Raw genomic sequence first — 12,920 nt, forward strand, 5'->3', positions numbered from 1 at the left:
CGGAGCAGATAGTTCGTTATGTTTGGAAGACGTGGCAGTTCATCGTCCGGAGTACGGACAGTCAGACCGGCAGACGTGCCGGGGCTGCAGGATGCGCCTGCGCCGGACGAAGACGACAGCCGTGCGGAAGCCCCCGTCCCGCAGCCGCCCGTTCAAAGTGAGCCTGAAAAAGCAGCAGTTGCTGCCCCGCCGCCCGCAGCAACGTCACCGGCTCCGGGACAGGCGCAGGAAACCGTGCAACCGGCTCCGGCTCCCCGCAAGAAGAACAGCGAATATTACGAGACCAAGGCGCAGATCTTCAACGCGCTGGTGGAAGCGATCGACCTGTCGCAGCTCGCCCGTCTCGATGCGGAAGATGCCCGCGACGAGATCCGCGATGTGGTCAATGACATCATCGCCCTCAAGAATGTCGTCATGTCGATTTCCGAGCAGGAAGATCTGCTCGAGGACATCTGCAACGACGTGCTCGGCTACGGTCCGCTGGAGCCTCTGCTGGCCCGCGACGACATCGCCGACATCATGGTGAACGGCGCTCACACGGTCTATATCGAGACCGAAGGCAAGGTTGAACAGACCGCCGTGTCCTTCCGCGACAATGCCCAGCTGATGAACATCTGCCAGCGCATCGTGAGCCAGGTTGGCCGGCGTGTCGATGAATCCAGTCCTATCTGTGACGCGCGCCTGCCCGACGGCTCGCGCGTCAACGTCATCGCACCGCCCCTGTCTATCGACGGGCCGGCACTCACCATCCGGAAATTCAAACGCGACAAGCTGACCCTCGATCAGCTGGTGAGATTCGGATCGATCACGCCGGAAGGTTCGACGATCCTTCAGATCATCGGGCGCTCTCGCTGTAATGTTCTGATTTCCGGCGGTACCGGCTCGGGCAAGACGACGCTGCTGAACTGCCTGACGGCCTTTATCGACCATACTGAACGCGTCATCACGTGCGAGGATTCCGCCGAGCTTCAGCTCCAGCAGCCGCATGTGGTCCGCCTCGAGACACGCCCGCCCAACCTTGAAGGCGAGGGCGAGATCACCATGCGCGACCTGGTGAAGAACTGCCTGCGTATGCGCCCTGAGCGGATTATCGTCGGCGAGGTGCGCGGACCCGAAGCGTTCGACCTTCTGCAGGCGATGAACACGGGCCATGACGGCTCCATGGGCACGCTGCACGCCAACTCGCCCCGCGAGGCTTTGTCCAGGCTTGAATCGATGATCACCATGGGCGGGTTCTCGTTGCCCTCCAGAACCCTCCGCGAAATGATCGTCTCCTCCATCGACGTGGTGGTGCAGGCTGCCCGCCTGCGCGACGGTTCCCGGCGGATCACCCATGTCACCGAGGTCATGGGCATGGAAGGCGACGTCATCACCACCCAGGACGTCTTCCTGTACGACATGGTCGGCGAGGACGCGAACGGCCGGATTATCGGTCGGCACCGCTCCACCGGCATCGGCCGGCCGAGATTCTGGGAACGCGCACGTTACTTCGGCGAGGAAGCCCGTTTGGCTCAGGCTCTGGATGCGTCAGAGATGCCCGAATACGTAGCGGATTGAGGCACAAATGTCCGGACTTGAAGAACTGCTTACCCCACAGGTCACCGGCCTTGCCATCGCTCTCCTTGTGATGCTTGCGGTCGGGGGCGTCATTTTCAGCCTGTTCCAGCCGCAGCTGTCGGGCAGCAAACGGCGCGACCAGAGACTGCAGGCGGTATCCGAGCGTCCGCAGAGTGAAAAGCAGCGCAAGCATTTGCGCGACAATGACCGTCGCCGGCGTTCCATCCAGGACCAGCTCAAGGACTTTGAGGACCGGCAGAAGGCCAAGCAGCACAAGCAGCAGAAAATTTCCCTGAAAGTCCGCATGGAACAGGCGGGCCTGACCTGGGAAATCAAGCATTTCATCATCTTCAGCGTTATCTGCGCGCTCGTCTTTCTGGTGATCGGATTTTTTATCAGCGGTAACCTGATTATCATCGCCGCGATGACATTCGCGGGCGGCCTGGGATTTCCGCGCTGGTACGTGTCCCGCAAGCGCAAGCGCCGGTTCGATGCTTTTTTGAACGAGCTCCCCAACGGAGTGGATATCATCGTGCGAGGCGTGAAAGCCGGTTTGCCTCTCGGTGACTGTATCAAGGTGGTCGGGCGTGAAGCCCGGGAGCCGGTCGCGACTGAATTCCGCAAGATCTCGGAAACCCAGGTAATGGGGATTTCGCTCGCCGAGGCGGTTGGGAAACTGCCGGAACGGGTTCCTGTCGCCGAGGCGAATTTCTTCGCGATCGTTGTCGCCATTCAGCAGAAAGCAGGTGGTGGCCTTGCTGAAGCGCTCGGCAATCTCTCCAGGGTGCTGCGCGGCCGCAAGGCCATGAAGGGCAAGATCAAGGCTCTGAGTTCGGAAGCCAAATCGTCCGCCGCGATCATCGGCTCGTTGCCGTTTTTCGTCGGCGGGATCATTTTCCTGATCTCCCCCTCCTACATCATGCTGCTGTTCACGACGACCACCGGCAACATCATTATCGCCGGCTGCCTGTTCTGGATGTTCATCGGCATCATGGTCATGCGCGCCATGATCAACTTCGACTTCTGACGAGGGACGGCATGAATCTCGATACGATCGCCTCAACCCAGTTCCTGGCGGCAATGCTTGCGATGGTCGCCGTTACAGGGACGATCTTCTCCCTGGTCTGGCCGATGTTTTCACGCAACGCCCTGAAGACGCGCATGAAGTCGGTTGCCCTTGAACGCGACCAGTTGCGCGCCAGGGAAAGAGCGCGCCTTCTGGAAAACCAGAGCAATGCAAGGGCGTCGCTGCGCAATCAGCCGAAGGCGAAGATGAAAAATTTCGTCGACCGGCTGAACCTGAGGGAAATGCTGTCGGACGAAAGCACGGTCGAACGCCTGCGCATGGCCGGCTTCCGCGGATCCGCACCGCTTTACTACTTCCTGACGGCACGTATCGCGTTGCCCGGGGTCATTTTCGTCTTCGCGATCACCTACGCGTTTCTGGTGTTGCCGGCAACGCTTCCGGCCATCACGAAAGTCTGTTTCTGCATCGCGATTGCCGGGCTTGGCGCCTTCGTGCCGAACGTCTATCTGAAAAACAAGATCGACAAACGTAAGCGGGCGATTCAAAGAGCCTGGCCGGATGCCCTCGATCTCATGCTGATCTGCGTTGAATCGGGGATGTCCATCGAAGGTGCGTTTCAGCGGGTCGCTGAAGAGGTGGGCATTCAGTCCATCGACCTGGCGGAGGAAATGTCTCTGACCACCGCTGAGCTGTCCTACCTGAGCGAACGGCGGCAAGCCTATGAAAACCTGTCAAAGCGCACCGGTGTGGACGGCGTCAAGAACGTCATGATGGCGCTCATTCAGGCGGAACGCTACGGGACGCCGGTTGGCTCGGCCATTCGCACGATGGCGGACGACACCCGCGACCAGCGCATGCTCATGGCCGAGCAGAAGGCCGCATCGCTGCCGCCGAAACTGACCGTTCCGATGATCCTGTTCTTCCTGCCTGTGCTGTTTTTCATCATCATGTCTCCCGCGGTTATGCAGGTCATGGATATGGAAGCTTTCTAGGACCAGTGAGTTTTTAGGATTTCCATTTTCGCTGGACAGACGGCGCATCGAACGGAATCGATTGCGAACTCAACAGCGGGCCCGTTTCAGAAAAACGCGATGTTCCTGGATGAAAATCTGAAGGAAATTCCGCACGCGCCTGCGACACATTCGCGACAATGAACGTCGAATTCAGCAGCTCTATGAAACCGTGATGGTTCGTATCAGCCTTGGCGGTTCTGCATCATGGAGCGCAGATAGGCGATATTCGCCTTCGCCTGCTGGGGGTCGAGTTCGGCCTGGGCCACCTGGATGGCTTCGTCATACTTGCCCTGAACGCCGAGAACCAGTGCAAGGTTCTGGCGCACGCGGCTGTCCGCGCCGGGCAGGGCGGCTGCGCGCCGAAGCGTGTATTCCGCGTCCGGAAGTTCATTGGACAGGAGATAGGACAGGCCCAGATTGTTGAGCAGGCTCGGATCGTCCGGAGCGATTTTCAGCGCCTGCTTGTAAAGGTTCCGGGCATTCGAGTGTTCACCCATCTGATCATAGATGGCAGCCTCGGCGGACATCAGCTTCCAGTCGGGCATGTCTGCCTGTTGCGCACGTTTTAGGACGTTGAGAGCTTCCTCGAAACGGCCGTTCATTGCCAGAACCTTGCCATAGGCCGATGCAACTTCCCGGTCCTTCGGATAGTTGATCACACCCGACCGCAGCACCGCCATGGCTTGCGGTGTCTGTCCGTTCTGGCTCAGCGCGTTGGCATAACCGAGAATGGCTGCGCGGTTCTTACGGTCCTTCTGATAGGCCTTCGACCATTTGGAAACCGACGAAATGGCTTCCCGCGAACCGGGCGTCGTGTAGTGGGTTCCATAGGCCGGGGAATGCGTTCCGGTGTTGGACTTGTTGGAAGCGCAGCCGGTTACCAGGACAAGCGCGGTCATTGCCATCAGCGTCGAGGCGAAACGGGCGCGGCTTGAAAAAGGACGGGTCACGGGCGCATGCATCTTCAATATCCTGGGGTCTGCAGCATTTCTTGGCTTCCAATAGAAATAGATAATTAACCCTAATGCTTGGTTAAGCAGGGTCGCGAATTGCGAGATGACAGGCAACACCGGTGACCTTCCGTCTTCTGCGCATATTGCGTCCTGCCGCCGTGGGGCTAATCTGGGCGGCAGCGATTCTTGAAATTTCGGAGTATCTCCCGTGCGTGACTGCCTTGTGCGTAAAAGCGATGTTTCCCGGTCAACCCCCATCATTGCCGTGACCGAGGCCGGTCTCCCGCAGGTGCTGGACGAACTCGGAGACGCGGCGAAAAGCTGGTGTGCTGTGAATGACTTCACCGCCAAAGCCTCGAGCTTTCAGCTTGTGCCGGGCTTGGGCGGTGCGGGCGCGGCGGTTCTTTTTGCCGTGGAAGAAACCGGCCTGTCTCATCCTTTCGCGCTTGGCGGGCTGGCGAATGCGCTGCCCGAGGGCGATTACCACCTCGCCGACGGCTTCCCGGACCAGGAGCAGGCCGCGCTCGGCTTTGCGCTCTCTGCCTATGCGTTCGGGCGTTATCTGGCGTCGCCCGGCAAGAAGCGCCGGCTCGCCGTCGATGACGAGGTGGATCTCGGCCGGCTGCACGTCATTCTGGATGGCGTTCAGCTCGCCCGGGACCTGATCAACACACCTGCGAACGATCTGGGTCCGGAGGAACTGGCGGCGGCCATCGAAACCCTGTTCGAAAGCCATGGCGGCAGCGGCAGGATCATTGCCGGTGACGACCTGCTGGAGGAAAATTTCCCGATGGTTCATGCGGTCGGACGGGCGAGTTCGCGCGCGCCGCGCCTTGCGGATTTCTCCTGGGGCCGGGAAGGGGATCCGAAGGTGACGCTGGTCGGCAAGGGCGTCATCTTCGATACCGGCGGCCTGAACATCAAACCGGGGGCCTCTATGGGCCTCATGAAAAAGGACATGGGCGGCGCGGCCAATGTTCTGGGCCTTGCCTCAATGATCATGGCAGCAAACCTCGGCGTGCGTCTGCGGGTGATCGTGCCCTGTGTTGAAAACTCCATCTCCGGAAATGCCTTCCGGCCGGGGGACATCCTCCCCAGCCGAAAGGGCCTCACGGTCGAAATCGGCAACACGGACGCGGAAGGCCGCCTGGTCCTTGCCGACGCGCTTGCGCTGGCGGATGAGGAAAATCCGGATCTGTTCGTCGACATGGCGACACTGACAGGGGCCGCGCGCGTTGCACTCGGCCCCGATCTGCCCCCTTATTTCACCCATGACGACGATCTGGCTGAAGATATCGCCGTGATGGCGGAAGCCGCCAATGATCCGCTGTGGCGCATGCCCCTTTGGCAGCCCTACATGAAATATCTCGACAGCAAGGTGGCGGACATCAACCATATCAACACCTCCGGGGCGGGGTTCGCCGGTTCCGTAACGGCGGCGCTGTTCCTGTCCCGCTTTGTCGAAAATACCGGCAGCTGGGTCCATTTCGATATTTACGGCTGGACACCCATGGACAAGCCGGGAAAACCGGCCGGTGGCGAGGCGCAGGGGATTCGCTGCCTGTTCGATCTGATTGCGGAGCGTTTTGCGGGCGCACAATAACGGCTCCGAAACGTTTTTGTGTTTCGATGGCCATGAGTTGGATGGGAACCTGACAATCCATGGCTGTCGAAATACGCGCCTCCCAGGCGTTGAAATTGCTGCATGAGGTGAACCTGGCGCTGGTGCGCGACAGTGAACAGGATCTGTCTGCCCGCCAGTTGACGATCCTTCTCACCGTCTATCTCGAACCGCCGCCGCACACGGTTCGCGGCCTTGCGGCAAAGCTGAACGTTACTAAACCCGCCATCACCCGCGCGCTCGACACGCTCGGCGGTCTGCGGCTGCTGTCCCGCAAGCGCGACGATGCCGACAAACGCAACGTCATCATCACCCGCACGGTTGAAGGGGCTCTCCATCTGGAACACCTTGGCGACCTCGTGGTTGAAAAAGCCGCGGAACTGCCACGCTGATTTCAGGCCAATTCTGTTTATTTCACCAGCCTGTGACCTGTAGGATGAGCGCCGTGTCTGCCGGAGACGCTCCTCAGGACAAGCTTCACCATCGGGAAACGAGTGACGACCATGTCCCAGAATTTCGACCGCCGCCGTCATCCGGTTCGCCCGGATCTTGCCTCCAGCGATTATGAGGGACTGGCGGATGCCTGCCGCTTCGTCGAGGGCGAAGTCTTTCAGGTGAAAGCCGACCGTCTCGCGATCCGGCCGGAACCACGTTCGGATCGCCCGATAGACACCGAAGCCCTGTGCGGCGAATGGCTGACCGTCTATGAGCAGACCCCGGAAGGCTGGGCCTGGGGCCAGCTCGATACGGACGGCTATGTCGGTTGGTTTTCCTCCGATGCCTTGGGTGCCGTGACGGCGGCAACGCACCGGGTCAGGGCGCTGCGCACCTACCGCTACCCGGCGCCGGATCTGAAATTCCCGCCTCTGGATCTCCTGTCACTCGGATCGCTGGTAACGGTGACCGGCGAGGTGCAAACCCGTGGATTGACCTATGCACTGCTGAGTGATGGATCGGCGGTGGTGGCAAAACACCTCGTGCCGCTGGACGACCGGGAAGAGGATTGGGTGTGTGTTGCCGAGGAACTGCTCGGCACGCCCTATCTCTGGGGCGGACGTTCAAGCCTGGGACTGGATTGCTCTGCCCTGGTGCAGCTCGCCGCCCACACCGGCGGTTACGACCTGCCGCGCGACAGCGACATGCAGGAAGCCGAAGCCGGGGAGGAAATCCCGCACGGCGATCCGACGGCGCTTCAGCGCGGCGACCTGCTCTTCTGGAAAGGGCATGTCGGTATTATCGCAGGTTCGGGAAGGTTGCTTCATGCCAACGGCCACACCATGACGGTGGCCTTTGAACCGCTTGGCGAGGCAATCGAACGGATTGCGGCAACGGAATGGGGTGCAATCACGCGGGCTCGCCGCCTGCCGGGCAACTCCTGAGGGATCGCACCACGCGACTGAAAGGCAAGATGTCCTGCAAAACAGAAGCGTGCCCGGCGCGGAAACGCCGGACACGTTCTTTAGATCAGCGGGCGTTAAGCCGAAAACGGCTTATCGCCCAAAAGCTGATCGATTCCTTCGTGTTAGGGTACGGACTCATAAAATTATGCTTTCAGGTCGTTCAGAAAACGATTGGTTCCAAGGCGCAAGATCGCAGGAAACCTTTCTGGTTTTCAAGATTTTGCAACGCCGGAGACAATCGCTTTCTGAACGATCCGAAGGACATCAATCCGGCTGCGAAGCGCCGCGTCAAAGCCTTTGCCCCATGCACCAGCATGGCTCTTCAGGCTTTTCCTAACTCTTCTTTGCCGGGTTGATGCCTGGAAGTACAATTTTATGAGTCCGTACCCTAGAGCATCGGGCGTTTCTTAAACGCCCGATGCTCTAGGTGCCGGATTTACTTGATCGCGAGAATGTCGAAATTGCTGACATTCGCGACAACACCGTCGTCCCAACCGCCGGCAACAAGAACCGAAGCTTGTTCATTCAGCAGGCCCGCCACTTTACCCGCAAAGTGGGCTTCGCGACCGGAGTCGTCGGCGAAGATATCGAAGATCGCGAAGTTGTTTTCGTCGATCTGCAGCGCAGCCCAGAACAGCGTCTTCGGCTCTGTTTCGGCGACGATGGGCCCGGCTGCTCTCAGCAATGCTGCCAGTTGCTCACTCTGCCCCGGCGCGGCTTTGAGCTTGACATAAGTGGCTGTCGTTGCGCTGTAGAGATCTGCAGGTGCCTTTACCGACAGCACGTCTGAATTGTTGATATTGGCGACAACGCCCGCATCCCAGCCTCCCTTGACCAGGGTGCCTGCGTTCTCGTTCAGCGCGCCTGCGACAGCACCGGAAAAATGCGCGTTTCTCGCGTCATCGTCGACGAAGATGTCGAAAATGGCCAGCGTGTCATCGGCCTGAAGGGCGAACCAGAGCGTGGTTCCAGGTTCGGTCTCTTTCACCAGGGGGGCGGCGCCGGCCAGGAACGCGGCGAAGGCGTCTGTCTGGCCTTCGGCAGCCGGCATGGTGATATAGCTTGCGGTGTGATCTTTCATGGCGTTTTCCTCAGCGTTTGCGGTGCCGGCGAACAAGGACAGTGCGGCGAGTATCTGCAGGATCCGGGTTTTCATGGTCGCTTCTCCTTCGTGTTTCATCGTTTCAGTTCCGATGCGCTCTTGTCCCACGGCGGGCCGCCCCGACTCCAATCCCGGATTTCTATTTTACGATAGGCATTGACTATGGAGGCGGATCCGACAAGCTGAAGGTTCCGAAACGCCAGGTCAGCGGGAAACGCCAATGGAAATGAATCAGGTTCGCTACTTTCTTGCCGTCTGCGAACACCGGAATTTCACCCATGCGGCAAGTGCGTCGAATGTTTCGCAGCCCTCTCTGACCGCTGCCATCAAGAAACTGGAAGATGAAATGGGCGGGCCCCTGTTCATCAGGGATCGCGCGGGGTGTCGGCTGACGCCTCTCGGAAAACTTCTGCGCCCAAGGCTGGAAAGGGTTCAGCAGGAAACACGGGAGGCAAAGGCCGAAGCCGTACGGCATGCGCGGTTGGAGCGTGTCCCGATCAGTATTGGTGTCGGTGAGACCATCGGACACAACAGGATTTCCGCAGCGGTGGAGCGGTTCCGAACGCGCCTTCCGCAAGCTGAAATCGAGCTGATTGTCGCTGCGACGGACGATTTGCTCACAGGGCTGCGCGAGGGAGACTACGACATCGTCGTGACCGCCCGGCAGGTCAGCCCCGAGCTATATCGAATAGATCCACTCTATCGAGAGGAGTATCGTGTCGTCATCGCGAAGGATCATCCGTTGTGCCAACTGCAGGCCGTGACGCTGGAAACGCTCGCCAACACGAACATGCTGGACCGCCCGAACTGCGAGATGCGTGACACGCTCCATGCCACCTGCTCGGACCTCGGGCACGTCCTTTACGCCGCTTATCGCTCGAACCGGGTCGACTGGTTGCTGGAGCTCGCACGCCAGGGGTCTGGTGCCGTGATCCTTCCGGCAACTGCGATCCCGGCCGATCCCGCACTTGAGTCGCGACCAGTCGAAGGGATCGAAATCGCGCGCGAGGTCGTCGCCCTGCGGTTCCGGCACCAGGCGTCAAGACCTGAAGCCAATCAACTGGTTCAGGAACTTTCCCGAAGTTAGCTATCTGCGAATTGGGCTCTTTTCAGTCATTCTGCGCGATGCCGCGACCTGGACAGATCGCTGCTTCTCGGACCAGACTATCCGGGCTCGGTGCCTGATGGCGACGGGCAACGCCTGAAACGGCCATGTTCCGTGGCCATACTCCCCGAAAATCAGACCGATGCGGCGATGTCCTGCCACAGTGCGTCGGCGTCCCGGGTCTCGGCCGGTTTTCCCGCGCGCCGGAACCAGTAGGCGGCGTTGCCCGGATCGTTCTCGATCAGGTGGCACAGAGCGTGGATCCAGTCGTGTTCCATGTCGCCTTCACGGCTCTGGCAGATCTCGTGCGCTTTTTCCCATTCGGGACCGAGTTCCAAACCGCCCTTTTTCAGCCACCACAGTGCTTGCCGGGGAGGTGAGAAATCGGCAGGCGGTTCAGGCAGAGAAAAATCCATTGGGGTCTGACTGGACATGAAACACTCCTGTGTCAGTGCGGGAACCCGGTGCAAGGGCAAGGCCGATTGCCGACGACAAGTCCCGGAAAGTCCTGGAAAGTCCCGGAAAGTCATTGATGAGCTTTGGGCTGCGCCGGGTGCATGGGTGAGAATTCAAAAATACTACGCTTCCGGCGAAATGGCGAGCGATGGCTCCGCAGGGGAGGCGTCGTCTTTATCCCCCTGGATATCGCCCAGTTCCAGATCCTCGATCCTGCGGCTGCGTTTGCTGATCTTGTCGGTGGAAATCAGGATCTGGTCGATATCCTTGTTCGCCTGGGTAAAATGCGATTGCAGCTTGCCGACCCTGTCGTTCAGGCGGCTGACGTCGACGATAAGATGACCGACCTCGGCCTGGATCAGGTGCGCCTGCTCGCGCATCTTAGCATCGCGCAGAACGGACTGGATCACCTGAATGGAGAGCATCAGCAGCGACGGGGAGACGATCACCACCCGCGCGCGATGGGACTTCTGCACCAGATCCTCGAAACTTTCATTGAGTTCGGCGAAGACGCTTTCCGACGGCACGAAGAGGAAGGCCGTATCCTGGGTTTCGCCGGGGAGCAGGTATTTTTCGCTGATATCCTGAATGTGCTTGGTGAAATCCTTGCGGAACTGGGCCTGGGCGTATTTCAGCTGGTCGTCGCTTTCCGCCTTGCGCAGCAGGTTGAAGGCCTCAAGGGGAAACTTGGCGTCGATGGCGAGCGAAGGAGCCCCGTTGGGCATGTGGATGAGGCAGTCCGGACGGCTGTTGTTGGACAGCACCGCCTGAAAGGAATAGGTGCTCGGCGCCATCTGGTCCTGGACGATCGCTTCCATCCGTCCCTGCCCGAAGGCACCCCGTGTCTGCTTGTTCGAAAGGATCGCCTGCAACTGCCCGACCTGACCGGACAGGTCGGTAATCGTACGCTGCGCCCGGTCGATGACGGCGAGCCGCTCATGCAGGTGCCGCAATCCATCCTGCGTGCGCTTGCTCGTATCGGCCATGGACAGGCCGAGCTTGTGGCCCATGCCATCCAGGCGCTCGTTGACGGAGCGCATCATGTCGGAATGCCGCGAGCCGAAGACTTCGGCCATGGTCTGCATGCGACCTGTCATCTCACCCTGCGATTTCAGTAGCTGCGACAGATGGCTCTCCAGCTCGTGAATGCGTTCCGTCGCTGCCGTATCGGCTTCTGCACGCAGCCGGATCTCGCGAATTGTCTTCAGGCCCAGCCAGAAAATCAGGGCAAGCAGCAGCAATCCGCCCGCGATTGCGGTTTCCAGGACCGTCACGGGACGGCCGCTCAACTCAAACAGGATCTCATTCATGAAACAAACATAGAACGATTCGGGCCGTGCGCGCATCCGGCGGTCCGTTGATGACCGTTGAAAACGTAGGGCACACCTGCGTTTTCCGCGTTGACCCGTGCGAAATGATTGCCTATGTGAGGCAAATGACAACACGCCCGATCATCACCATTCCCGATCCGGTCCTGCGCGAGGTCTGTGCACCTGTCGAAACAATCGACGACGGGATACGCGCGCTGGCGGACGACATGCTGGATTCCATGTACGAAGCGCCCGGCATCGGCCTGGCTGCCAGCCAGATCGGTGTCCTGAAGCGCCTGTTCGTTCTGGATGTCTCCAAGGACGAAGAGCCGAAGGCGCCGATGGTCTTCATCAATCCGCAGATCGTCTGGTCGAGCGACGACACCTCTGTGTACCAGGAAGGCTGTCTGTCGATCCCGGAATATTTCGAGGATGTGGAGCGTCCGGCCGAGGTCACGGTTCAGTTTCTGAACCGGGAAGGTGCGGAACAGGAAATCAAGGCCGAAGGGCTTCTGGCGACCTGTATCCAGCATGAGCTTGACCATCTCAACGGGAAACTGTTCATTGACTACCTGTCGAAGCTGAAGCGCGACAGGGTGGTCAAGAAATTTACCAAACAGGCCAAGCTGGCCGGCAAGCTCTAGGGTTCGTAGCCTTGGGTCCGCAGACCCTGGGTCCGTGACTTGAAGTTGTTGAATTGCTGAAGGGGGGCATTCATGGATCAGGCCTTGTTCCTGAAAATCTTCGCTGCGCTCTTTGCGATCATGAACCCGATCGCCAATCTGCCGGTGTTCCTGTCTATGACTGCGGACCGCGGGGCGGGGTATGAACGCAAGGTCGCTTTCACCCTGCTGATCAGCTTGTCCCTCGGCGCGATCTTTATCGGGGTGACGGGGGATGCGGTCCTGAAGGTCTTCGGCATCAGCCTGGATGCCTTCCGCCTCGCCGGCGGGTTTCTGATCCTCCTGATCGCCCTCAACCTCATCTCCGGGGAAAAGAGCAAGGCTCATCACGGAAGTGAAGAAGAGCGCCAGAATGTCGACGAACAGGACAATCCTGCGATCTACCCGCTGACGGTTCCAATCCTCCTTGGTCCCGGAACCATATCCACCATGATCATCTACCGGGGGCGGGTGACCGACACGCCGCAGGAGATCGCTTATATCGCCGGGGTCGCCGCCGCGATTGCCGTTCTGGTCGCCACCTTTTTTGCCGCTCCCTTCCTGTCGCGGTTTCTCGGCCAGACATCGACCAGCGTGATGAGCCGCCTGATGGGCATGATCCTGGCAGCCATTGCCATGGAAATGATGGTCAGCAGCCTGAAGGTGCTGTTGCCGGGACTGGCTTGAACGACAGATCTGAATTGACGCCGAAGC

Annotated in this window: 14 protein-coding genes; 10 read left to right on the plus strand and 4 right to left on the minus strand. The window is 59.7% G+C overall.

Annotation, left to right across the window (positions count from 1 at the left end):
• The first annotated feature begins 18 nt into the window (after positions 1-18).
• The 3 genes from Q1B40_RS03800 to Q1B40_RS03810 are packed head-to-tail and all read left to right on the plus strand — an operon-like array spanning position 19 to position 3,576.
• On the plus strand, positions 19-1,557 hold the full coding sequence (locus Q1B40_RS03800) for a CpaF family protein (RefSeq protein ID WP_299810229.1): 1,539 nt from the start codon (positions 19-21) through the stop codon (positions 1,555-1,557).
• A 7-nt stretch (positions 1,558-1,564) separates the two neighbouring features.
• Positions 1,565-2,584: a type II secretion system F family protein gene (locus Q1B40_RS03805; protein WP_299810232.1), complete on the plus strand. Its 1,020-nt coding sequence runs from the start codon at positions 1,565-1,567 to the stop codon at positions 2,582-2,584.
• An 11-nt stretch (positions 2,585-2,595) separates the two neighbouring features.
• Entirely contained in the window at positions 2,596-3,576 is a 981-nt protein-coding gene (locus Q1B40_RS03810; RefSeq protein WP_299810235.1) for a type II secretion system F family protein, read from the plus strand.
• A 203-nt stretch (positions 3,577-3,779) separates the two neighbouring features.
• Here the strand turns inward: Q1B40_RS03810 and Q1B40_RS03815 are convergent, their stop codons facing one another.
• Positions 3,780-4,559 carry a tetratricopeptide repeat protein gene (locus tag Q1B40_RS03815; RefSeq protein WP_299810238.1) on the minus strand — a complete coding sequence of 260 codons (780 nt, stop codon included), beginning with the start codon at positions 4,557-4,559 and terminating at the stop codon, positions 3,780-3,782.
• Positions 4,560-4,758: 199 nt separating this feature from the next.
• Between Q1B40_RS03815 and Q1B40_RS03820 the strand changes: the two genes are divergently transcribed.
• From Q1B40_RS03820 to Q1B40_RS03835, 4 genes are all read left to right on the plus strand, one after another.
• A complete protein-coding gene (locus tag Q1B40_RS03820) occupies positions 4,759-6,153 on the plus strand; it encodes a M17 family metallopeptidase (protein ID WP_299810241.1) in 1,395 nt (464 codons plus the stop codon).
• Positions 6,154-6,212: 59 nt separating this feature from the next.
• The gene (locus Q1B40_RS03825) at positions 6,213-6,563 is read left to right on the plus strand and encodes a MarR family transcriptional regulator (protein ID WP_299810244.1); all 351 of its coding nucleotides are present in this window, start codon (positions 6,213-6,215) and stop codon (positions 6,561-6,563) included.
• Positions 6,564-6,674: 111 nt separating this feature from the next.
• Positions 6,675-7,550 carry an NlpC/P60 family protein gene (locus tag Q1B40_RS03830; protein ID WP_299810247.1) on the plus strand — a complete coding sequence of 292 codons (876 nt, stop codon included), beginning with the start codon at positions 6,675-6,677 and terminating at the stop codon, positions 7,548-7,550.
• A 29-nt stretch (positions 7,551-7,579) separates the two neighbouring features.
• Positions 7,580-7,927, plus strand: coding sequence for a hypothetical protein (locus tag Q1B40_RS03835; protein ID WP_299810250.1), 348 nt, complete (start codon positions 7,580-7,582; stop codon positions 7,925-7,927).
• 80 nt (positions 7,928-8,007) lie between these two features.
• On the opposite strand, the gene Q1B40_RS03840 is transcribed toward Q1B40_RS03835, so the two are convergent.
• Entirely contained in the window at positions 8,008-8,727 is a 720-nt protein-coding gene (locus Q1B40_RS03840; RefSeq protein WP_299810253.1) for a hypothetical protein, read from the minus strand.
• A 166-nt stretch (positions 8,728-8,893) separates the two neighbouring features.
• Here Q1B40_RS03840 and Q1B40_RS03845 point away from each other — a divergent pair, with 166 nt between their 5' ends.
• Entirely contained in the window at positions 8,894-9,760 is an 867-nt protein-coding gene (locus Q1B40_RS03845; protein ID WP_299810256.1) for a LysR family transcriptional regulator, read from the plus strand.
• A gap of 152 nt (positions 9,761-9,912) precedes the next feature.
• Here the strand turns inward: Q1B40_RS03845 and Q1B40_RS03850 are convergent, their stop codons facing one another.
• Both Q1B40_RS03850 and Q1B40_RS03855 read right to left on the minus strand, forming a co-directional pair.
• Positions 9,913-10,212, minus strand: coding sequence for a hypothetical protein (locus Q1B40_RS03850; RefSeq protein ID WP_299810259.1), 300 nt, complete (start codon positions 10,210-10,212; stop codon positions 9,913-9,915).
• 144 nt (positions 10,213-10,356) lie between these two features.
• Entirely contained in the window at positions 10,357-11,544 is a 1,188-nt protein-coding gene (locus tag Q1B40_RS03855) for a DNA recombination protein RmuC (RefSeq protein ID WP_299810262.1), read from the minus strand.
• Positions 11,545-11,669: 125 nt separating this feature from the next.
• On the opposite strand from Q1B40_RS03855, the gene def reads away from it, so the two are divergent.
• A complete protein-coding gene (gene def / locus Q1B40_RS03860) occupies positions 11,670-12,188 on the plus strand; it encodes a peptide deformylase (protein ID WP_299810265.1) in 519 nt (172 codons plus the stop codon).
• Positions 12,189-12,260: 72 nt separating this feature from the next.
• Entirely contained in the window at positions 12,261-12,893 is a 633-nt protein-coding gene (locus Q1B40_RS03865; protein WP_299810268.1) for a MarC family protein, read from the plus strand.
• Positions 12,894-12,920: the final 27 nt, after the last annotated feature.

This window comes from uncultured Roseibium sp. (assembly GCF_947496995.1).
Classification (GTDB): Bacteria; Pseudomonadota; Alphaproteobacteria; order Rhizobiales; family Stappiaceae; genus Roseibium.

Coding starts and splice junctions, on each gene's coding strand:
- Q1B40_RS03810 (WP_299810235.1), top strand. CDS start 2,596: ATGAATCTCGATACGATCGCCTCAACCCAGTTCCTGGCGGCAATGCTT.
- Q1B40_RS03835 (WP_299810250.1), top strand. CDS start 7,580: ATGTCCTGCAAAACAGAAGCGTGCCCGGCGCGGAAACGCCGGACACGT.
- Q1B40_RS03805 (WP_299810232.1), top strand. CDS start 1,565: ATGTCCGGACTTGAAGAACTGCTTACCCCACAGGTCACCGGCCTTGCC.
- Q1B40_RS03855 (WP_299810262.1), bottom strand. CDS start 11,544: ATGAATGAGATCCTGTTTGAGTTGAGCGGCCGTCCCGTGACGGTCCTG.
- Q1B40_RS03840 (WP_299810253.1), bottom strand. CDS start 8,727: ATGAAAACCCGGATCCTGCAGATACTCGCCGCACTGTCCTTGTTCGCC.
- Q1B40_RS03850 (WP_299810259.1), bottom strand. CDS start 10,212: ATGTCCAGTCAGACCCCAATGGATTTTTCTCTGCCTGAACCGCCTGCC.
- Q1B40_RS03815 (WP_299810238.1), bottom strand. CDS start 4,559: ATGCATGCGCCCGTGACCCGTCCTTTTTCAAGCCGCGCCCGTTTCGCC.
- Q1B40_RS03830 (WP_299810247.1), top strand. CDS start 6,675: ATGTCCCAGAATTTCGACCGCCGCCGTCATCCGGTTCGCCCGGATCTT.
- Q1B40_RS03865 (WP_299810268.1), top strand. CDS start 12,261: ATGGATCAGGCCTTGTTCCTGAAAATCTTCGCTGCGCTCTTTGCGATC.
- Q1B40_RS03845 (WP_299810256.1), top strand. CDS start 8,894: ATGGAAATGAATCAGGTTCGCTACTTTCTTGCCGTCTGCGAACACCGG.
- def (WP_299810265.1), top strand. CDS start 11,670: ATGACAACACGCCCGATCATCACCATTCCCGATCCGGTCCTGCGCGAG.
- Q1B40_RS03800 (WP_299810229.1), top strand. CDS start 19: ATGTTTGGAAGACGTGGCAGTTCATCGTCCGGAGTACGGACAGTCAGA.
- Q1B40_RS03825 (WP_299810244.1), top strand. CDS start 6,213: ATGGCTGTCGAAATACGCGCCTCCCAGGCGTTGAAATTGCTGCATGAG.